This window comes from Desulfosporosinus sp. SYSU MS00001 (genome assembly GCF_049943955.1).
GTDB lineage: Bacteria > Bacillota > Desulfitobacteriia > Desulfitobacteriales > Desulfitobacteriaceae > Desulfosporosinus.
The window spans coordinates 25,200-45,448 of the sequence record NZ_JBNFTW010000005.1; the positions used below are offsets into that span (position 1 = coordinate 25,200).

At 37.6% G+C, this 20,249-nt stretch carries 20 protein-coding genes and 2 pseudogenes; 16 read left to right on the forward strand and 6 right to left on the reverse strand.

Features of this window, described 5'->3' with window-relative positions; translation table 11 throughout:
• Window positions 1-4 precede the first annotated feature (4 nt).
• The 3 genes from ACPUYX_RS10625 (at window position 5) to ACPUYX_RS10635 (ending at window position 3,490) form a co-directional block, all read left to right on the forward strand.
• Entirely contained in the window at window positions 5-766 is a 762-nt protein-coding gene (locus tag ACPUYX_RS10625; RefSeq protein WP_426379642.1) for a LytR/AlgR family response regulator transcription factor, read from the forward strand.
• Between the two features lie 222 nt (window positions 767-988).
• Window positions 989-2,212: an amidohydrolase family protein gene (locus ACPUYX_RS10630; RefSeq protein ID WP_426379643.1), complete on the forward strand. Its 1,224-nt coding sequence runs from the start codon at window positions 989-991 to the stop codon at window positions 2,210-2,212.
• A 36-nt stretch (window positions 2,213-2,248) separates the two neighbouring features.
• Window positions 2,249-3,490, forward strand: a complete 1,242-nt coding sequence (locus ACPUYX_RS10635) for an MFS transporter (protein WP_426379644.1) — start codon at window positions 2,249-2,251, stop codon at window positions 3,488-3,490.
• A gap of 290 nt (window positions 3,491-3,780) precedes the next feature.
• Here ACPUYX_RS10635 and ACPUYX_RS10640 read toward each other — a convergent pair whose 3' ends face one another.
• Window positions 3,781-4,149, reverse strand: a complete 369-nt coding sequence (locus ACPUYX_RS10640; RefSeq protein ID WP_426379645.1) for a hypothetical protein — start codon at window positions 4,147-4,149, stop codon at window positions 3,781-3,783.
• Window positions 4,150-4,266: 117 nt separating this feature from the next.
• Here ACPUYX_RS10640 and ACPUYX_RS10645 point away from each other — a divergent pair, with 117 nt between their 5' ends.
• The 5 genes from ACPUYX_RS10645 (at window position 4,267) to ACPUYX_RS10665 (ending at window position 9,339) form a co-directional block, all read left to right on the forward strand.
• Window positions 4,267-4,446 (forward strand): aspartyl-phosphate phosphatase Spo0E family protein, encoded by a 180-nt coding sequence (locus ACPUYX_RS10645; protein WP_426379646.1) that lies wholly within the window; start codon window positions 4,267-4,269, stop codon window positions 4,444-4,446.
• Between the two features lie 87 nt (window positions 4,447-4,533).
• Entirely contained in the window at window positions 4,534-5,055 is a 522-nt protein-coding gene (locus ACPUYX_RS10650) for a hypothetical protein (RefSeq protein ID WP_426379647.1), read from the forward strand.
• Window positions 5,056-5,084: 29 nt separating this feature from the next.
• Window positions 5,085-5,603, forward strand: coding sequence for a DUF3231 family protein (locus tag ACPUYX_RS10655; protein ID WP_426379648.1), 519 nt, complete (start codon window positions 5,085-5,087; stop codon window positions 5,601-5,603).
• Window positions 5,604-5,958: 355 nt separating this feature from the next.
• A complete protein-coding gene (locus ACPUYX_RS10660) occupies window positions 5,959-8,493 on the forward strand; it encodes an FIST N-terminal domain-containing protein (protein WP_426379649.1) in 2,535 nt (844 codons plus the stop codon).
• 81 nt (window positions 8,494-8,574) lie between these two features.
• Entirely contained in the window at window positions 8,575-9,339 is a 765-nt protein-coding gene (locus ACPUYX_RS10665; RefSeq protein ID WP_426379650.1) for a MerR family transcriptional regulator, read from the forward strand.
• Window positions 9,340-9,392: 53 nt separating this feature from the next.
• Here the strand turns inward: ACPUYX_RS10665 and ACPUYX_RS10670 are convergent.
• Window positions 9,393-9,845 (reverse strand): annotated as a pseudogene (locus tag ACPUYX_RS10670) (helix-turn-helix domain-containing protein); the annotation flags it as partial.
• A 117-nt stretch (window positions 9,846-9,962) separates the two neighbouring features.
• Between ACPUYX_RS10670 and ACPUYX_RS10675 the strand changes: the two are divergent.
• Both ACPUYX_RS10675 and ACPUYX_RS10680 read left to right on the forward strand, forming a co-directional pair.
• The gene (locus ACPUYX_RS10675) at window positions 9,963-10,130 is read left to right on the forward strand and encodes a hypothetical protein (RefSeq protein WP_426379651.1); all 168 of its coding nucleotides are present in this window, start codon (window positions 9,963-9,965) and stop codon (window positions 10,128-10,130) included.
• A gap of 242 nt (window positions 10,131-10,372) precedes the next feature.
• Complete coding sequence (locus ACPUYX_RS10680; RefSeq protein ID WP_426379652.1) at window positions 10,373-10,840, forward strand: flavodoxin; 468 nt, start codon at window positions 10,373-10,375, stop codon at window positions 10,838-10,840.
• A 70-nt stretch (window positions 10,841-10,910) separates the two neighbouring features.
• Here ACPUYX_RS10680 and ACPUYX_RS10685 read toward each other — a convergent pair whose 3' ends face one another.
• Complete coding sequence (locus tag ACPUYX_RS10685; RefSeq protein ID WP_426379653.1) at window positions 10,911-11,543, reverse strand: TetR/AcrR family transcriptional regulator; 633 nt, start codon at window positions 11,541-11,543, stop codon at window positions 10,911-10,913.
• 146 nt (window positions 11,544-11,689) lie between these two features.
• Here ACPUYX_RS10685 and ACPUYX_RS10690 point away from each other — a divergent pair, with 146 nt between their 5' ends.
• The gene (locus ACPUYX_RS10690; protein ID WP_426379654.1) at window positions 11,690-12,892 is read left to right on the forward strand and encodes a macrolide family glycosyltransferase; all 1,203 of its coding nucleotides are present in this window, start codon (window positions 11,690-11,692) and stop codon (window positions 12,890-12,892) included.
• 160 nt (window positions 12,893-13,052) lie between these two features.
• Here ACPUYX_RS10690 and ACPUYX_RS10695 read toward each other — a convergent pair whose 3' ends face one another.
• The 3 genes from ACPUYX_RS10695 to ACPUYX_RS10705 all read right to left on the reverse strand — a co-directional run bounded on the left by ACPUYX_RS10695 (window position 13,053) and on the right by ACPUYX_RS10705 (window position 14,574).
• Window positions 13,053-13,355, reverse strand: coding sequence for a hypothetical protein (locus ACPUYX_RS10695; RefSeq protein WP_426379655.1), 303 nt, complete (start codon window positions 13,353-13,355; stop codon window positions 13,053-13,055).
• Window positions 13,356-13,532: 177 nt separating this feature from the next.
• Window positions 13,533-13,700 carry a hypothetical protein gene (locus ACPUYX_RS10700; RefSeq protein ID WP_170932592.1) on the reverse strand — a complete coding sequence of 56 codons (168 nt, stop codon included), beginning with the start codon at window positions 13,698-13,700 and terminating at the stop codon, window positions 13,533-13,535.
• A gap of 601 nt (window positions 13,701-14,301) precedes the next feature.
• Window positions 14,302-14,574: a hypothetical protein gene (locus ACPUYX_RS10705; RefSeq protein WP_426379656.1), complete on the reverse strand. Its 273-nt coding sequence runs from the start codon at window positions 14,572-14,574 to the stop codon at window positions 14,302-14,304.
• Between the two features lie 229 nt (window positions 14,575-14,803).
• Between ACPUYX_RS10705 and ACPUYX_RS10710 the strand changes: the two genes are divergently transcribed.
• The 5 genes and pseudogenes from ACPUYX_RS10710 to ACPUYX_RS10730 all read left to right on the forward strand — a co-directional run bounded on the left by ACPUYX_RS10710 (window position 14,804) and on the right by ACPUYX_RS10730 (window position 20,200).
• The gene (locus ACPUYX_RS10710) at window positions 14,804-16,375 is read left to right on the forward strand and encodes an FAD-dependent oxidoreductase (RefSeq protein WP_426379657.1); all 1,572 of its coding nucleotides are present in this window, start codon (window positions 14,804-14,806) and stop codon (window positions 16,373-16,375) included.
• Between the two features lie 339 nt (window positions 16,376-16,714).
• Window positions 16,715-17,401, forward strand: a complete 687-nt coding sequence (locus ACPUYX_RS10715) for a response regulator transcription factor (RefSeq protein WP_426379883.1) — start codon at window positions 16,715-16,717, stop codon at window positions 17,399-17,401.
• Entirely contained in the window at window positions 17,376-19,427 is a 2,052-nt protein-coding gene (locus tag ACPUYX_RS10720) for a histidine kinase dimerization/phospho-acceptor domain-containing protein (RefSeq protein ID WP_426379658.1), read from the forward strand. Before ACPUYX_RS10715 ends, ACPUYX_RS10720 begins: the two co-directional genes overlap by 26 nt.
• 167 nt (window positions 19,428-19,594) lie before the next feature.
• Window positions 19,595-19,740: pseudogene (locus ACPUYX_RS10725) on the forward strand (ATP-binding cassette domain-containing protein); the annotation flags it as partial.
• 154 nt (window positions 19,741-19,894) lie between these two features.
• Window positions 19,895-20,200 carry a hypothetical protein gene (locus ACPUYX_RS10730; RefSeq protein WP_426379659.1) on the forward strand — a complete coding sequence of 102 codons (306 nt, stop codon included), beginning with the start codon at window positions 19,895-19,897 and terminating at the stop codon, window positions 20,198-20,200.
• The last annotated feature ends 49 nt before the right edge of the window (window positions 20,201-20,249 follow it).

Below are 20,249 nucleotides of genomic sequence, written 5' to 3' on the forward strand. Positions count from 1 at the left end.
ATATTTGATTAATACCATTCTCATTGATGATGAGCAATTAGCAGTAGCTCAACTAGAGTACCTTTTGCAACAATATCCTGAAATTAACATTATGGCATCATTCACTGATCCAGTAACTGCTCTTGAAAAAATCCAAGATTATCTACCCGATTTGATATTTGTAGATATAAAGATGCCTGAAATCAGTGGATTTGATGTGGCAGAAGAGATTATGCAAAGTTCACCCGAGACCTATTTCGTGTTTGTTACGGCCTATGACCAATATGCGCTTAACGCTTTTGATTACAATGCCATTGATTATATTCTAAAACCCGTTTCCCTTAAAAGAATAGATCGGACCATTCAAAAAGTGCTGACCAATCTAAAAAGCGGTAAAGAAAGGACAGCACTGGATACTAAGCTGCCGAAAATCAGACAAATCTATGGCGATGGATTTAATAAAATAATTGCTGCTGAAGAAGCCGGAAGAATTTTTTTGTTAGCTCCCTCCGATGTGCTTATGTTTACGCCTCAAGGCCGTGGAGCTTTGATTCATACCCAACAAAAGACTTATCTTACGAAACAATCCATAAACTATTGGGAAGAGCGATTAGAATCCTCTAATTTCTTTCGCTGCCACAAAAGCTATTTAGTAAACTTTAACAAAATCGAGAAAATCCTACCTATGTTCAATCACACTTACTTACTAAAGCTTGTAGATTTTCAGGAGGAAATCCCTGTGAGCCGAAATAAAGCTAAAGAACTTAAAACGATCTTGGGCCTATGAAGAGCCCAAGATTTTTTTTGCACTTTCCTTCTTTACACAATGTGACTGATAAATTCGGAATATAACACATAATTGCAAATTGCTAGTAAAGAGTAGGTATTTAGCCCTATACTTTGATCGCGGGGTTTTGAGCGATTAGGTGCAGCCGCGTAATTCATCGAAAGGGGGCTTAGTATCACAACAAAAAATAACGAGAGAAGAGTAAGGAGAGAGGAGAAAGCAATGTCTAAGGTCATAAAATGCGGCAAACTGTTTTCAGCAATTGACGGAAGTATTCAAGAAAATGCAATTATTCTTATTCAAGATAACAGGATCATCGATGTTAAAAATATTGAAAATTTTGTTGCCGGTACGAATGATGAAATTATCGATCTCACGGATAAATTTGTTCTTCCCGGTTTGATTGATACACATGTCCACCTCGGATTCGGCGGCAATACAAGCCTTGTTGAGGTAAGTGAACCCCCGGAATTAGTAGCCATTAAAGCAATGAGAAATGCCGAACTGGATTTGCTAGCTGGCTTTACTACAGTTCGCGATGAAGGATACCCCACTATAAGCGGCTCCGAAATTGTACGTAACGCCATTGCAGCAGGACTCTACCCGGGTCCGCGCGTTTTCACCAGCGGTATGTATATTACCCAAACCGGCGGGCATCTTGAGTATCGTTATCCGGGAGAAACATTGGGTTACAGCACTTATAAGTTCGGCAATGTTGCTAACAGTCCTGACGAAGTACGTGCAGCTGCCCGTTTAATGCTAAAATACGGTGCCGATCAGATTAAGGTTGTAGTGACAGGCGGTGTTCTCAGCCCGGGCAACGAACCTGGAGAACAAAATATGAGTGTTGAGGAAATTAAAGCCGCTGTGTATGTTGCTCGCATGCATGGCAAGATCATTTCTGCCCATGCTCATGGTACAGCAGGCATTAAGGCAGCAGCTGCTGCAGAAGTTTCCGTCATTGAACATTGTACTTTAGTCGATGAGGAAACTATAAAACTAATGGCTGAAAAAGGTATTGCCATAGTTCCTACGTTTATCGTTTTAAAAGTTATTGCAGAAAAAGGTGCAGCTGCCGGGATTCCTGATTTTGCTGTTCGCAAGGCTACAGCTTTGGTAGGATCACATCTTTCCAACATTAAAAAAGCCTACGATGCAGGAGTACGTATTGTTTTTGGTACAGACTGCGGAACTCCGCTTACACCGCATGGTACTCAGGCAGGCGAATTTGAATTGATGCTTCAAGCAGGCATCTCACCAACGGATACGCTTCTCAGCGCTACGAGATACGCGGCCGAATTGCTGGGATGGAATGAGCGAATAGGAACGATTGAACCTGGGAAGTACGCTGATATCATAGCAGTTGATAAGAATCCTTTTGAGGACATATCTGTTCTACAGAATGTGGCTTGGGTGATGAAAGATGGAAAGATATATAAAGGCTAGCAATGAAACGGCATAATTAGTATGGAGGATGATCAAATGACCAAGACAAAAATATTCTACGGTTGGTGGATTGTAGCCGCCGGAGTTTTAATCATGTCGATTCTGCACCCGCTTATTACTACAAACTGGGGACTGTACGTAAAACCTGTGACTAAAAGTATGGGTTTTAGTCGAAGTGAATTCGGGATCATAAGCACTATAGTTTACGGTGTAACCGTATTTTTATCTCCATACCTTGGAAAATGGCTCGCCCAGAAAAATACACAATTAATTCAAGCTCTTAGTATTGTTGGTTTGGCGGCATCTTACGCCAGTTTTTCTTTAGGACAAAACATTATCCATTTTTATATTTGCGCCGTTTTTATGGGCGTATTTTCTATAGGAGCAATTGCTCTGCCTATTAGCATAGTCTTAACCAATTGGTTTGTGAAAAAGAGAGGTTTAGCAATAAGTATAGCCTTAGCTGGAAGCGGTGTGGGTGGAGCCATTATCAGCCCAATCATGACACGTGTTATTCAGAACTATGGCTGGAGAATATCCTATCTAATATTCGGCGCTGCTATGCTCATTATCGCTTTACCAATGGTTCTTGTTATGAAAAAGTCCCCGGAAACAATGGGCTTGAAAGCCTATGGCGCTGATGAAGCAGTTGCTGTTGTTGAAAAAGCAACCTTGCCTAAGATTGAATATAACCTGACTCTAAAGGAAGCGAGAAAAAATAATTTCTTTTGGATTTATTTATTTGGTATATTCGCCCTTTCTTTTGTAGGTTTTGGATCTCTTAGCCAGTTTGCAGCTTTCGTTGCTGACCATCATGGAGCTGTCTTTGCTGCAAGCATCCTTTCCATATTCTTAATCATAGTTACTCTTGGAAAAATTTCATTGGGTTGGATTTACGATAAGTTTGGCTCGAAAGTTGGAACCCTTTATATCTGTATTGTCTTCGCCCTTTCCTTCGTTTGTATGCTATATCCGAACTCCAAACCCCTAATGTATATCACTGCAATCTTGTATGGCCTTGGCATTTGTACCGGTACCGTCTGCCCACCGATTATTACTTCTTCAATGTTTGGCACAAAATACTATGGTGAGATTTATGGCTATGTAAATCTGTCCGTATATTTAGGGGCTGCTATTTCTGTACCTGCATTGGCGGCAATCTATGATAAAACGGGTTCGTATCAATCAGCATGGCTTCTCTGTATCGTTTTAACTCTTTTGTCACTTATCTCTTTACTTTACAGCGATATAAAATGTATGCGTTTAAAACGAAACTGATTCATTTGCCAAAGACAAATCAGAATATAACGATATAGATCAAGATAATTTTAGGTTTTAGAGCACTTGCTTGTAAGGGGCAGGTGCTTTATTCTTGTTCTATTCAAAAATACTTTCACTATACATAACTAGCCTAGCGGTTAATTACCGCTAGGCTTAATTATTTTCGGAGCACCCTAATGAACTTCATTTTTTCGTGGGGAGACTCTCACTTCCACAAGTGGGGGTGGTTCCAATACCTTGCTTCGAGTTCACTTATTTGAAACTCCTCAATAATCCCTATATAGATCTTAAACTAAACCACCGTTATCCTTTACAAATTGGATGGCTCTATCAAAATGCGATTCATCAACAATAGCCGCCACAAGTACGTCACGACCGGATACGGAATCTTGACCTCCGTCACTCATACCACTCGCGCTGACATCCGCAGAAGCTAATACTCCGGTATTCCGATCTGAGCTTGCCCCTAAAATTAATGCCGCTTGGCTAGGTTTATCACCGGTTGTAGGATCATTAACAAAATCGGCACTGCCGTTTGGATATTTACTAAAACGGTCAACTTGGATATCGGTTACTCCTAAACCTTTAATCTGTTCGGAAGCTTTTTTAGCCTCTTCCGAAGTCTTAAAAAAGGCCAAAATGTTCTTTTCGGTCATAATTGTTCCTCCTTTAACATTTATCTTACAGTTTCCAAAATGTTTTATTTTATTCTGTATTCCTAATTTGTTCGTGGCTGGACATACTAAGTACTAATCTAACAGGGAGGGATGCTTGTGTCTGAATTGGACAATATAGTAGGCCAAATTGGAAAATTGCGCTCAAGTACCATTAAAGTACAAAAGGATAATAATTCTTATGCTGATCCGGAAACTGTAGCAGCATGCCACGAATTACATACTGCCTTAGATAGATACCAAGGAATACTTATGAGGATCAAAGAGGGCAAAGATTAATTTAATAATCAACAGTATCCCATAGTATAAAAATCTATATTAGAGAAATTATAAACTAGTGAGAGAGATAAAAAGGTAGGGTTGAAAATGGTAGATATTATGGATAAAGTTCAAAAGGTAGCTGAAATCGGTAAATCAGCCAGAGAAAAGCAAAAAGTAATAAATGTAGTAGAGGTTTTTTATATATGGGACGTTTTAGTCACCAAGTTGGACGCCTTAGAAAGCATCCAAATTTTTGAACATATGATTGAAGATAATGATTTGATGATAATAAGAAATAAGGTTAAGAATGGCCTTTTATTGGGGATTGACGATATGGAAGCTTTAATGCGCGAATACGATTTACCTTTTCCTATACGGCCGCCGGCAGACGTAAGTTCAACAGTTCATATCGAAGCTGTCAGCGACAGGGACATTTTTCTCATGTTTTATGAAGTAATTGCTGCGTTCTTTCCTATTCTTGGTATTGGTTTTATGCAAAGTACCACTCCTAATGTCCGAAAAGGACTAAAAAGTCACTTGCTCTTGACTATAGAATTACAAGAAATGCTCGTCGAATATGGTAAATTGAAAGGCTATTTAAATCAACCGCCTGTTTATCGTCCATAGAAGTAAAAAACAAATTGAGGTTATAAATTATGAAGATATTAAAATATATTAAAGATATCTCCGAAATGAATGAGTTTCTCAGGGATAAACAAACTACCATAAATGTTAGCGAGGTTTATCATCTCTGGAATCATTTAATGCAGAGATATAATGTCATTTATATTACCAATCTTTTAGACAGCTTTGTCAAAGATGATGATTTGAAATTAGTCCTAAATTTAGGCAACAGAACTCTTGCTAAGCATACTGAGTTGTTAGAAAAAGAGCTTTTGAATTATGGAATTACTTTACCACTTCGGCCGCCCAAACAAACCCAAGAGACGGTAAATACTGAGCTGATATCGGACAGGCATATTTACAGGCGGATATTAAGGGGTATCCAGGCCTTTTTACCTGTTCATACCATGGCCTTTATTCATAGTACTTCGCCAAAAATCAGAGATTTGTTTATTTCTTTTATGGAAGAAGAAATGAAAATCTATGATAAATATCTTGAATACGGCAAAATGAAGGATTACTTAGCTAAACCACCGGTCTACAGGCCATAGTTGAATATTGAGAAAGATTAGTACTACACTGAAGTCAAAAATATTTATGTCTATTTCTACATTAGGCTCCTGGGAGGAGGACAAAAAAATGGCCTAGCTTTCGGAAAATTTACACCTTAAAGCGAGGCCACTGTATTTTCCAGGAGACATTAACGTTCCTATTGAAGTTCAAGAGTTCAAAAATTACGCGGCAAATGAAAATAAATAATTAGAGGAATTATAAAAATTATATCGAAACAATACATAAAATTTAGGAAATTAAAACGACTAGTAAATAATGATAAATTAAAATATTCCCTAAGTTTGTTGAGGCAATCAGACGAGTTTTATAAATAGTATAAAAGATGGTGAAATTTTGAGCGGTAAAATAAGACAGATAATTGATGAGATTATTTTTCAAAGATCAGGAAGTAATCCCGCAATTGCAGAAATGACAAAAGCTAAATTGATTTTAAAAGGGATTAATCCTAATAAATATGACAATTCATCTCTAGATGACCCTTTAATCATTGACAGATTGCTTAATATTGCTAAAGAGTTGAATATGAATAATATGGGAGAAGAGTTAAATAATATTAAGCCAGCCTATTCTACTAAAACGACCGCAAGCATAGCTGTATCCGAAATTAAACAACAATTATCATATTTCAAAGTAAAACTTTTGATATTTTTTGGCTCTTCCAGTTTTGATCAGTATGAATTAAGCGCTTGTATGCAAGAAGCTTTCAACGATTGTATCGTGATCGGATGCTCTACTGCCGGTGAAATAGCAAATGGTGAATTTTTGAAAAACTCTATTGTTGCGATGGCTTTCAATTCAAAGATTATTTCGGATGGAAAAGTAGAAGTGATTGAACATCTTCAAAACAAATTATGCGTAGAAGGTGCATTCAAATCTTTTGAAAAATACTATAATTTAAGTTCATCTGCAATGGACCCTAAAAAGTATGTTGGAATTGTCTTAATCGACGGGCTAAGTATGAAACAAGAAAAAATTATGGATAAAATTGGCGACAGAACAAATGTTTATTTTATTGGCGGTTCTGCTGGTGATGACCTCAAATATGTTAAAACACATGTTTATGCAAACGGTAAGGCTTATAACGATTCAGCAGTACTTCTTCTTCTTAAAATCAATGCAAATGCTGAATTCGAAATTATTAAAACACAAAGCTTTAAGGCATTAGATCATGTCCTTATTGCCGATAAAGTTAATGAAGAAACAAGAGAAGTGATAGAATTTAATCACAAACCTGCGATTTTGGCTTATGCAGATGCAATTGGAGTAGAATCTATTGAAGAAGCAACTAAGTATTTTTTGACTAATCCCGTTGGGTTAGTTATTGGAGAAAAGGAAATTTTAGTAAGAAGCCCTCGTGAAACGAGAGGGACAAATATTAAATTTGATTGCAGCATACTTGAAGGAATGGAAGTTAGATTACTCGAATCAACAAATATTATTGATGATACAAAGACTTCCCTGGATAAAATTCAAGCAAAGAAGATTGAAGGAATCATAAATTTTCAATGCATTAAGCGAACAATTGAATTAGAAAAGACAGGTTTACTTACGGAGTATGGGGAAATCTTTAATGAAATACCCAACGTCGGCTTTTCTTCTTATGGAGAGTTATTTATTGGACACATGAACCAAACTGCTGCCATGTTAGTCTTTAAAAGCAAGGACTACAATTATAATGGAGACTTTAATTCAGGTGAGGTCAAAGAACTAATTGATGAAAATAGAAACTTGCATGCAAGAGTTATGGAACTAAATCAACAACTAGAGGAAACAACAGCAGATCTGAAACAGTTTAATCTTATGCTGGAAGAGGAAATTAACAATAGGGTAAAAAAGGAAGATGAAATTAGATATTTAAGCTATCATGACAAATTGACTGGCCTATATAATAGGAGATTTTACGAGGAAGAGATAAGACGATTAGATTCAGAAAGGAATCTTCCTCTCTCGATAATTATGGGGGATGTCAATGGCCTGAAGCTCGTTAATGATACTTTTGGCCATGAAAAAGGGGATGAACTTTTACGTAAAGCCGCCGGTGTCATTCGAAAAGCATGTAGGGCGGATGATATAGTAGCACGTTGGGGAGGGGATGAGTTTATCCTTCTTCTTCCACAAACTAACCCGGACGAAGCGGCGGCGATTGTCAAAAGAATTAAGAATCAATGTTCAGATGAACAAGTAAATACTATATGCCTTAGCATTTCGTTTGGATGGGCGACAAAGAAAGAAACAAGTGAAGATATTCTTAAAACTCTAAAAGTCGCCGAAGATTATATGTATAAAAATAAAATTTTGGAGAACCAAGATAATATTAAAGATACAATAACTACAATTATTAATACCTTGCACGAAAAGAGCCCAAGAGAAGAACAACATTCCAAAAGAGTAAGTGAACTATGTCAAAGCATTGGGATTGCCATGGGGTTATCAGAACGTGAAATTAACAAAATTAAAGTGGTGGGCTTACTTCATGATATCGGAAAAATTGCCATTGAAGAAGGTATACTTAATAAACCAGGAAGACTCACAGAACAGGAACGAAGTGAAATAGAACGTCATCCCGATATTGGATATAGGATACTAAATTCGTCGAATTATATGTTGGATATTGCAGATTGTATACTCGCACATCATGAACGATGGGATGGCACAGGTTATCCCAAAGGCTTAAAAGGTGAGTATATTCCGAAATTTGCCAGAATCATTTCTCTTGCTGATGCTTATGATGCAATGACCAGTGAACGAAGCTACCGGAGTGCTCTTCCCGAAACAATGGTAATAGAAGAGCTCAGAAGAAACGCTGGATTACAGTTTGACCCTGAGTTAACAAGAATATTTATCGAAAAAGTTTTAAATAAATCATGAAAGATGGTCTGGAAACGTAAAAAAGTATTTGACATTGCCGTTGCGTAAAGGTTTACAGTTATCTCATCAGGAGGTGAGAACATGGAATATACAGTACAAAAATTAGGGCAGATATCGGGTATCAGTCCAAGAACCATAAGATATTACGATGAGATTGGAATTTTAAAGCCGTCAAGAATAAACTCATCGGGGTATCGTATATATGGTCAAGCAGAGGTGGATCGTTTACAACAAATTCTCTTTTATCGAGAACTGGATCTTAGTTTGGAAATAATTAAGGAAATAGTCTCTTCCCCCGACTTTGACGAAATGAGAGCTCTGATAGAACACCGTGGTAAACTTCTTGAGAAACGTAAGCAATTAGATTTACTAATTATAAATGTTGATAAATCTATTGCAGTAAAAGAGGGGAGAAGTACAATGTCTGATAAAGAAAAGTTTGATGGCTTCAAACAGAAGTTAATAGATGATAATGAAGAGAAGTATGGCAAGGAAATCCGTGCAAATTACGGTAATGACGCAGTTAATAATTCCAATCAAAAGATGCTCAATATGACGCAGAAACAATATGACGAGGTCACTCGGCTGGAAAAAGAAGTTCTTGAGACTCTTTATGCTGCATTAGAAACTGGTGATCCCGCAGGCGAATTAGCCCAAAAAGCAGCGGATTTGCACCGTCAGTGGCTGAGCTATTTTTGGAGTAGTTATAGTAAAGAGGCGCATCTAGGAGTAACTCAAATGTATGTCGACGACGAAAGATTCAAAGCTTATTACGACAAGAATAGACCTGGTGCAGCAGCATTTCTTAGAGAGGCAGTCCGAATCTATACGGCAACTATTAAGTGATAAATATTCATAACAAAAGGACCCGCAGGGTGGGCAGTTCAATGTCAACCTTGACTGGGGACCTGCGAAATCGTACAGGATTTGATGATTCCTTCAAAGATACGGTGTTGCTGTACTTTAACCATGGTTTTGAGTTTCGGTACCTTAAGGTATCCATTTTGGATAAACACTGTACCGTCTTGATTATTGGTTATATAGCTACGATAGTTCGTTTTTTTCTTGAAATCAGGAAATCTAACGCTCGTATCGCGAAAGAAGTTCTTATAAGCCTTCTCAAGATTAAGCTGAGCGTTGGCTAACGCCAAACTATCGACCTCTTTGAGCCAAGGAAACGTAGTTTTGTATTGTGCAGGGGTATTTTTCAACATCGTTTGAGTGGTTTGGTAATGTTCTATTTTGTCATAAAGCATTGTATTATAGATAAATCGAACACAACCAAAAGTTACTGCGAAGTGGATTTGTTGCTCTTGGTTCGGGTAGAGTCGATATTTATAGGCTTTAAGCAATGACTTGTTCACCTCCCTTATAAGCTTATTATACTGCAATGAAGAGACAATAATTTGTTGAGATAACGCAATTCATCCCCTCCCTAATCGTTGCGACGATTTGAGGGAGGGGACTTCTTGCTAACGTGGTTAAATGCAGAGCTTGTATCAGAGCTTATTTCGGACTTAATATTCATGACGCCTTTATCTTGGGGGATAACTAAGGACCGCATAGAAAAATTGTTAGAATTGAATTCGCTGGAGGTAACAATTGATTTAAAGATTATATTGGGTCAGAATCGATAATTATAATAGGGAAGAGAAGTGAACTCGTTCAGCTAAAGCTAAACGTCGGGGCTTCGTGACGAAAGTGTCCTATGGACACTTTCGCCAAAAGCGCCAGGCCCATAACAAATGCTATCGCGCTGAAGTATGGATCGGACAAAATGATGAAGAGTATCTCGGGCTTGTGGCGGATGATATTTAAAAACCGCTTATCTATTGGATGAAAACTAGAGGTTAATGATTTTTGCAAGGGAAGTAAATATATGAACGATATATTGATTGTTTATTATTCGCTTTTCCAACACACCAAGAATTTAGCAGTAGAAATAGCAAAACAATCCGGCGGCACTATAAGAGAATTAATTCCGGAAAGGAATTATTCCTTTGACTATAATACAGCCGCTAAAGAAGTAAGAAATGAAATTTCCCGAGGATTTTGTCCTAAGCTTATATCTGGAAATGAATCAATAGATGGTTACCAAACGATATTTATAGGTACACCTAATTGGTTTAAAACGTTAGCCCCACCAGTTATGTCTTTCCTCAGACAAAATGATTTTACAGGTAAAACGGTAATTCCTTTTTGTACTCATGGTGGGGGTGGATTTTGCCAAATTGAAAATGATATAGCTAAGGAGTGTTTGAAATCCGCAATTCTGCCTGGTATGGCTGTAAATGGTACTTTCACATCGGAAGAGGTCACAAATTGGCTTAAAATGATAGGATACTAATCGTTGGGGAAGGTTTATGAGAAAACCAAAAATATAGTAAACCAGTGCAAATAATGCTCTGGTTTTACTTTTAATCGAATAAAAATTTGTAAATAGCTTCTATCCCATTTTTAATAATTCGTTCTTTAGCAATATTGTTTTGGCCAAAAACCACCCGGTCCACTATTACTGTGGCAAAATCAAATGCCAGAGTAGTGGCTGCCTCGATATCTTCAACTTGAACATCGTCTTTATGTAAAGAAATATAATCAAGGATAGCTAATCGTGATTCTTCTCGTTGTTTATCCAGTATGGCTGCAACCTGCGGGTTGACATAATACAAAACATTTAATTCCCTGATTAATTCTTTTGAAGCTTCGTGAGCTTTTATAAAAGCGTCAATCATGAGGCGAAACCATGCTTTCTTATCTACCTCAAAAATTTGTGCTTGAGCCAATACTTCTTCTTTAGCTGTGATAAATTCTTGGTTGTAAAGCTCTAGTATCTCCAGCAAAATGGAGTCTTTGTCCTTGAAATAGGAATAAAGACTCCCAATAGATACATCGGCTTGCTTGGCAATTTCATTGGTTGTTGTATTGTAATAGCCTTTCTTACAAAATAAAGTAAAAGCAACTTCGAGGATTTTTTCTTTGGTATTTATGCTTCTTGATTGCTTAGGTTTGCGTACTTGTTTATTGATCCTACTAACTTCATCCATTTTCATTAACACCTTCCATGATAATTTTATTATCCTTGAACCATCGAGTCAACAATAATATGAGTAATAGCTCATATTATTGTTGACGGATCACGTTATTGCGAATATAATGTGAGCAATTGCTCGTATTATTTTTGGAGAGGGTGATGCTTATGGCACGCGTTCTTATAATCAATGCAGGTGCAGAGGGACATATCAACCCAACACTCGGTATAGTACAAGAACTTATTAGTCGTCATGAAGACGTGGTATACGTGGCGACAGAGCAATTTCGCGATCGTATCGAACAGATAGGCGCAAAGGTGATCACCTATGATGCTGATAAATTTTTGAAACTATTCCTCGGCGGAGGACACAATCCTTGGACTCGCGCAAGTGGACTATTGCGTACCGCCGACGTGGTCATTCCCAGCGTTTTGCGGCAAACCAAAGGAGAACGATTTGATTATATCATTCATGACTCTATGTTCGGCTCTGGATATCTGCTTGCTCAAATACTGGGCCTGCCTGCCATCAACTCGTGTGCGAGTTTTGCAATCAAAAAAAATAGCTTTGACAATAGACAAGACCAACGCTTACTCCAATTTCCCGCAGAACTGAATGGATTTGCAAAACAGGAGTTTCAACAGTTGGTTAGCAGGATGCAAGAGAAATACAATGTGCAAATTGGCTCTGCCTATGAGGTTTTCTGCAATCCGGCACCATTGACAATCACCTATACATCGAGGCTCTTTCAACCAGGCGGAGAAAGCTTCGATGAATCGTACAAATTTGTAGGACCGTCCGTAGTTCCGCCTTCAAACGACGAATTTAATTGGTCTCAAATAGATATCGATAACTTGATTTACATCTCGCTTGGTACCGTGTTCAATCAAGCATCTGATTTTTATAAGCTATGCTTTAAGGCGTTTGCAAACACGGAGTACACGGTCATGTTATCTGTCGGACGGCAAACCAGGATTGCGGAACTGGGAGACATACCCGAGAATTTTATAGTTCGGAATCACGTGCCTCAGTTGGAAGTACTGCAGCACGCTAGATTATTTATCACTCATGGTGGTATGAATAGTACCAGTGAAGGGCTTTATTATGGCGTTCCACTGATTGTACTTCCGCAAAGTGCAGATCAGCCCATTGTTGCAAGACGTGTGGCAGAGATTGGCGCCGGCATTCAACTGAAGCAAGAAGGACTAACGGCGGAAGATCTTATGGAGACAGCGGAACGCGTGCTCAAGAATGCGTCATTCCGAAAGTTGTGTGAAGAAATCGGAGATTCCTTTCGAGTCGCAGGAGGATATCATCGGGCCGTCGAGGAAATCTTCGCGTATAAACGAAATCTCGGCATCAAGGGATAGAGCAGATCCTGAACTGACATTCCATCCGCAAGAAAGATGATGGGCAGTTTTAATACTTTCATGTAGATAAACTCAAAGAATTTCCTCTTGAGGTTCTTCGTTTTACTCAATAAAAAAGGGCCTTTTTATTGGCCCTGATCACAAAAAATTATCTAAATTACTATCCTTTGTAAGGATTATCATAGCGGGGATCAAATGGCTGTGGGATACCCATTTGACGTTCCAAACGCTGAAGCCAAGCTGGTTCAAATTGTTCTTCAAAAAGTTCCCACCAAATAGGTTCTCTGCCTGGCATAAACCCCATACGTTTTTCCATTTCTTTAATCCAGCGTGGTTCAAACTGTTCTTCGTAACGTTCCCACCAAGCTGGTTCGTAGCCGCCTGTATAGTTCACCGGATACCAGCGTACCTGATGCGGATAATGACCGTATATAGGAACCACATTTGTTCGGGGATGAACCAATTTTCTCACCTCTATTAATTATTTAGTGGATGATTCTTTCCTGCAATTCCATATTATTCAATTTGTGTTGTCTTCGAAAGTTGACCGATGATTTTGAACCAGAAATTGGCTGCCAAAATATTTTTCTTCTGCTTAAGTAGAAATGGCTACCATCTCGAAGGATGGTAGCCGTTTAATTTAGAAAATAACGCCTAAAGCGATAAGAATTAAAATGGCAATAGCAATAATTCCTACGCCAACGCATCCTGTAACGGGAGGGCAGAATGGGCGACAGGTTGTGATCGGTCCGATGTGTGGAGGAGCGCCAACGGGCGAAATGTTAGGGAAATGTCCAAATCCGTACATATAATTTCTCCTTTCAAATGAAATTTAGAATACAATACCCATTGCAATAAGCAAAAGAATAATTACGACAACGATTGCGATACCGGGCATAAAATTAGGGGTACAAACTCCATCAACAGCGCCAAATGCCATTTCCATTTCCTCCTTTGTTAAAAGTTACTATATAATATGCAACGCTTCATTAATTGGTACGATATGGAAATGTCGTTATAGGAATATTTAGTCTCTCTTCGTTACTCAATTTTTCCAATACAGACAACTATAAAGAATGGCGGCTTAAGCCGCCACCCTTTTATTATCATAATTTCTTGGCATACTGTTTCTGTGAAAATATCGGATGTGCTTCCGGGAAAAGAGTGAATAGCTATGAATTACAAATGTCCAAAGTGCAATACTGAGTACAGCAGTATCAAATGGGATACAGAGACATTGAAAACCAAAGGGGTAAATAAGATAAATGATTTTAGTGAAGAAGAGTTGAATCAATTGAACTTCAAATTCCAAATTATACTTATATTTGTCCCGGTTGTGGTGCAGAGTCAGTTCTTAGAAACGGCTGCTTAACTTAATAACGCAAGGCTATTGTTAAGGGAATGTATATCTAATAATTCGGATTCAACCAAAATCTAATGAACTCGATAAGTTTCTTCCCCTCGGTTGTAAGTATTTTTCCCTTGCCATGACATTCTTTACAGACAAAGAACATGGGTTCCGTTGGTTCTGCCGAGGTTATCATTTTTAGAGTACTTAGTTGGTCTATTGAGGTTCGAAATGGCTCCATTTTTGTCCAAAATTGTAGCCATTGAGGATTTTCTATCCTGCCAAGTCCAGAACATTTGGGGCAAGGTTTATCAAGAGCATAGAAGTCTATCATGTCCATCCTCCATTCATGGATAATTACATACTATTCTATTCTGGAAGTCGCAAAATGGAGTTTAATTAAATTATTGTGCCAATCTCATAAAATAACCACAAGCATAGTTGATGTCATCGCCGGTGGTTATTGTTTGTTTGATATTTCATAGCCTAATTTAAACGGATATTTTAATGTTTTAGAGTACAAAATATATTCAGCTTATACCCGATTTTAGGGAGGAACTATTATGAGTAAAAGAACAAAAGACTATTTTACTAAGCCGCCTCAACCTTTTTGGATGGCTTCAACAACTAATATTGAGTATTCTGCCTTAGATAAGGATATGAAAGTCGATGTGGCAATTGTCGGAGGCGGAATTACCGGGATATTATGTGCATATTGGCTAAGTAAAGCGGGTGTAAAAACGGCAATTATCGAAGCGGATCGAATTTTACAAGGAACTACCGGGCATACCACTGCAAAAATAACTTCACAACATGGACTTATTTATTATAAGGTACAAAAAATAAGTGAAGAATTGGCCAACCAATATGTCGATGCTAACCAAACCGCTCTAAAAATGTATGAATCGATTGTCAAGGAAAATAACATTGACTGCGATTTTGTCCCTGAATCCGCATATGTGTATACTCTAGATGATAAATATGTTGATGAGATTGTTAATGAAGCGAATGTTGCCTCTTCCCTTGGCATCAATACAAAATACTTAGATAAAATTCCATTGCCATTAAATATAAAGGCTGCTGTGCGTTTTGACAATCAGGCGCAATTTCATCCGCGCAAATTCTTATTGGCTCTTGCCAACAAGATCACCTCAAATGGTGTTCAGGTATTCGATCAGAGTAGAATTGTAGACATCGAAGAAAATGGGGATAATAGAAACTATATCTTAATTACCGATAGGGGAATAAAGGTAACAGCCGAAAGAGTGATTATTGCCTCTCATTATCCTTTCTACAACAAGCATGGATTGTACTTTACGAGACTATATACCGATCGATCCTATGTAATTGCGATCAGGATGAATGAGAAATATCCAGGTGGAATGTATATTACAGCAGAGGAACCCGCTCGGTCACTCCGCAGCCAAACTTCAGATCGTGGTGAGTTAGTATTTGTCGGTGGAGAACATCATAAAACCGGACAGGGAAAAGATACAATTAAACATTATGAAGCATTAGTTGATTTCGCAGAGGAAACCTTTACCGTTAAAGACATCCCATATCGATGGTCTACACAGGACTGTATGACTTTGGATGGCTTACCCTATGTGGGACAGTTCACGTCAAATACTCCCAATTTATATATCGCGACAGGCTATGGTAAATGGGGAATGACGAATAGTATGGCCTCTTCAATGATATTAAGGGACCTGATTATTGCTGGAAAAAGTCCTTGGCAGGATGTTTATAATCCATCAAGAGAGACTATAGGGGCCTCCGCTAAAAATTTTGTCGTACAAAATCTTAATGTCGCGGAGAATCTCATTGAGGGAAAACTTTCTCCTCTTCCGCTGAATGTTGATATTAAGCCGAATGAGGGAAAAATATTTGAAGCTAACGGTCAAAGAGTCGGTGCCTATAGAGATAGACAGGAAACACTTCATATAGTAAACACTACTTGTACGCATATGGGCTGTGAATTAAACTGGAATTCCGCCGAGTTATCATGGGATTGCCCTTGTCATGGTTCAAGATTTACTTATGAAGGCGATGTGATAGAAGGGCCTGCACTTAACCCCTTGGAAATTAATCATGAAGTAAATACTATCGAGAAACTTATTAAAGAGGATTATTAAGAATCATCCTACTCTCGAATAATAAACTTAGCCTTAATCGATTTAGGTTACAAGCCCGTAATCATCGAGCGAAAATCAGCCTAATCTAAAATTCACGAAGGCCAAGTAATTGATATAGCGCGTGTAAAGTTCCTTCAGACAGTTGCTCGGAAGGGATTTTTTTTCTGCTTGGTTATTTCTCATATTCTCTTAATCAAGCAAAGTGGAAGATCTTTAACGTTAAGAAATTCTTAATAAATTTAGTTATTTTGCTGTAAGATTTATCTGATATCATAGCCTTGAAAGCAAAAGAAAAGGGTGTGATATAATTGGGTTTATTTAAAAAAGGGGGGATACGTCATTAAAATACTAGTTTGCGATGACGATCAAGAAATATTAGAAGCTATTAAAATCTATTTAACAAATGAAGGTTATGTCGTATTTAAAGCCTCCAATGGGTTAGAGGCATTGCAAGTACTCGATGAAAATAATATCCAGCTTATTATTATGGATATTATGATGCCGCAAATGGATGGCTTAAAAGCCACTATCAAGATAAGAGAAGATAAAAATATACCGATTATCATGTTGTCAGCCAAATCAGAGGATACTGATAAAATAATGGGATTAACTTTAGGTGCTGACGACTACATTACCAAGCCTTTTAATCCTTTGGAATTGGTTGCCAGAGTAAAGTCTCAGCTGAGAAGATATACAAGTCTTGGAAGTTTAGAAACAAAAAGTGATGTCTATAAAAGCGGTGGACTTGTTATAGATGATGAAAGGAAGCAGGTTATTGTTGATGGCGAGGAAGTAAAACTTACTCCAGTACAATATAAAATCTTAAAGTTGCTGACCGCTAACGCGGGTAGGGTTTTTTCGATAGATGAAATATATGAACGGGTATGGAATGAAACTGCTTTTAGTCAGGAAAATACTGTTGCAGTCCATATCAGAAGAATACGAGAGAAGATTGAAATAAACCCGAAGGACCCAAGATATTTAAAGGTGGTGTGGGGGATTGGATATAAAGTGGAAAAGATATAGTTATTCGCTGACAGCAAAGATAGCTGCTTATGCTATAGCGATAGTATGTTTCACTAGTGTTATAACCCTATTTTTAAATATTGTGTGCAATGGTGATTTGTTAATTGCTGTCGAAGGCAGCTATTATCAAAGTCAAGATTACAGTACTATCAGCAGCGATGTGGTTCAGAGTTTAAAAGCGATAAGTGGCAAATATAAGAGCGAAGAAAATATCTTAAGTGGGGTATTAATCACTAGTGAAGATATGGAGTATAAAGAACAAGAATTATATAGTGAGTTTGAAAGTAATTCCAAAAGCTATAATCCTAATTTAACCCAGGCTGAGAATTATAAAGTGTATAAAGAAGTTTATGCGGATAAGATTTTAAAAGAAAAGAATCAATTAATTCAGGATGAGCTCCGTGATTATCGAGCATCTTTGCAAAGATTAGCAGAATATAACGGACTTGTCTATTATATTAAAAGTGGTACTAATGAATTTACTAATACTCCAAACCATGCTAAAGAATATTTTAAAACATTTCCAGCCTATATAATATCTGATAGCTCTGAACAAAATGTATTTCCAAAGGATGTTAAGGATAATTTTTATGCACCCGATCTTTATCTCGCAGGACCACAGGATGTTATGTATTTGGCTTTTTCGGAAGAGTTTTTGAACCCTAGAATTGTTGCCTGGAAGGACAACAAGCTAATGGCTAGAAATAATTTATATCAAATAGCGGGTTTTACCTTAGCGCTCGCAGCAGCATTGATATATCTATTATTGGTAATAGGCAGAAAACCAGAGGAGCAGCAAGGTGTCCTATTAAATTCTTTCGATAAGATCTATAACGATGTCAAAATCGTAATTTGCGTTATGCTTATCATAATATGGTTTGCGGTTATAGAGGAATTCTTCCATGCCAGGATCTATAAACCTATATTTCCTATTACCCTGTTGATAGCTGCCTTGGGATTAGCATTTGTTTTATCAATTGCAAAACACATAAAGAACAAGACCTTGATAAAACATACTTTAGTCTATAGCATTGGTTATAAACTTTTTGCTTTTGTCAAAGATGTCTATAATAGTGGCGGTATAGCTGTAAAAGTGGTTTTATTAACAATAGGTTATCCTTTAATAGTAGCTTTAACCTTTTTCATGTTCCCCGTAACTATAGGTGCAGCCGCATGGTTGGCGCTCAAAAAAGTCAAGGATTTGAATGCTATAAAAGCGGGAGTAAAGCATGTAAAAAATGGTGACGTCCACAATACCATAAATGTTTCTGGGGATGGAGAGTTTGCCAGGCTGGCTGCTGATATAAACTCTATAACCGAAGGCTTAAAAAAAGCAGTTGATAATGAGATTAAGAGTGAACGTTTAAAGAGTGAGTTAATTACGAATGTATCGCATGATATTAGAACTCCCCTGACTTCAATTATTACCTACATTGATTTATTAAAAAATGAACAGGACCCGATAAGGGCTGCAGAATATATAGAAATAATCGACCAGAAATCTCAGCGATTAAAAATACTTACCGATGATTTATTTGAAGCAACTAAAGCAGCCAGCGGTAATATACCTGTGAACTTTGAAAGAATTGATTTGGTTTCTTTAATAACACAAGGATTAGGAGAATTTGAAGATAAAATACAAGCTAGTGCTTTAGATATTAAGATTAGTTCTGATACGAAAGTATTTATCAAGGCAGATGGAAAATTATTATGGAGAGCTATTGAAAATCTGTTGTTAAACATCATTAAATATGCACTTGCTGGTTCAAGAGTATATATTAATATTATTGAATCAGATCATGTGGTAATTCTGACGATTAAAAACATATCTGCCTATGAGCTGAATATCTCTGCTGAAGAGCTCATGGAACGATTTAAAAGAGGGGATGAATCGCGTACCACTCAAGGAAGCGGGTTAGGTTTATCTATTACTAAGAGTCTCATAGAAGTTCAAAAAGGATACTTTAATATAGAAATAGATGGAGATTTATTTAAGGCCATAATCCAAATGAACAAAGTAGACTGAATTTGGAGAAATTAGGATAATCTGGATGCAAAGCAACCAAGAGGTGAGATGGAATCCGTTCTTGGTTGCTTTATGAATGTACGAAGCATAGTTGGTGATATCTGCGACAGAAGATCGAAGTCTGACATGCTGGTTCCGGCAAATCTACGTTCAAATCCGGCAACCTTGGAGAATGTCAACGCTTAAAGCTTGCCAAGGAATTAAGCAAAAAGGGCAATACAGTTATTGTTATAGAACATAACCTCGATGTAATTCGTAATGCCGACTGGATTATTGACGTAGTCCTGAGGGAGGCAGCAGAGGCGGACAGATTCGTTGAGACCGTGATAAGTCAATATAGGAACAAATGCCAGACAGTAAGATCTGGTATTTTATTTTAGAATCTCTCAGCAAATTCTCAGTTTCATTCCTTAGAATAAGCAATGTAAAAAAACGAACGAAATGTTGACAAGAAAGGAGGCGCATAGATGAATCGATTCCGTCTAAAAGCAATTTCTGTTTCGCTGATTATTTTTTCTTCATTATTAATAGTCACTGGATGTGGTACTCAGTCTTCTGCCAGTTCTGTTACTGGCTCTCCGAATGCGACGACTTCAACAGCTAATAATCATGATGCATCTGCCCCAAACCTAATGACGAGTCAACAACAGGTTAAAGCCATCGACATAAAAGCGGCAAAGGGACGGCAAGAGGTTAATGCTCAAATTAATGGGAATCTTAAAAATCTGGATAAATCTCTCAACGCTCTCGATAGAAGTCTAGGTAATTTGTAAAATTAGTAGTAAAGGGTACGAACAAAGAATCAATGAGACTAAATAATTA

Bases quoted from the DNA above. Each gene is read 5' to 3' on its own strand.
- ACPUYX_RS10630 (WP_426379643.1), top strand. From the start codon at position 989: ATGTCTAAGGTCATAAAATGCGGCAAACTGTTTTCAGCAATTGACGGA.
- ACPUYX_RS10635 (WP_426379644.1), top strand. From the start codon at position 2,249: ATGACCAAGACAAAAATATTCTACGGTTGGTGGATTGTAGCCGCCGGA.
- ACPUYX_RS10640 (WP_426379645.1), bottom strand. From the start codon at position 4,149: ATGACCGAAAAGAACATTTTGGCCTTTTTTAAGACTTCGGAAGAGGCT.
- ACPUYX_RS10650 (WP_426379647.1), top strand. From the start codon at position 4,534: ATGGTAGATATTATGGATAAAGTTCAAAAGGTAGCTGAAATCGGTAAA.
- ACPUYX_RS10655 (WP_426379648.1), top strand. From the start codon at position 5,085: ATGAAGATATTAAAATATATTAAAGATATCTCCGAAATGAATGAGTTT.
- ACPUYX_RS10665 (WP_426379650.1), top strand. From the start codon at position 8,575: ATGGAATATACAGTACAAAAATTAGGGCAGATATCGGGTATCAGTCCA.
- ACPUYX_RS10680 (WP_426379652.1), top strand. From the start codon at position 10,373: ATGAACGATATATTGATTGTTTATTATTCGCTTTTCCAACACACCAAG.
- ACPUYX_RS10685 (WP_426379653.1), bottom strand. From the start codon at position 11,543: ATGAAAATGGATGAAGTTAGTAGGATCAATAAACAAGTACGCAAACCT.
- ACPUYX_RS10690 (WP_426379654.1), top strand. From the start codon at position 11,690: ATGGCACGCGTTCTTATAATCAATGCAGGTGCAGAGGGACATATCAAC.
- ACPUYX_RS10700 (WP_170932592.1), bottom strand. From the start codon at position 13,700: ATGTACGGATTTGGACATTTCCCTAACATTTCGCCCGTTGGCGCTCCT.
- ACPUYX_RS10705 (WP_426379656.1), bottom strand. From the start codon at position 14,574: ATGATAGACTTCTATGCTCTTGATAAACCTTGCCCCAAATGTTCTGGA.
- ACPUYX_RS10710 (WP_426379657.1), top strand. From the start codon at position 14,804: ATGAGTAAAAGAACAAAAGACTATTTTACTAAGCCGCCTCAACCTTTT.
- ACPUYX_RS10730 (WP_426379659.1), top strand. From the start codon at position 19,895: ATGAATCGATTCCGTCTAAAAGCAATTTCTGTTTCGCTGATTATTTTT.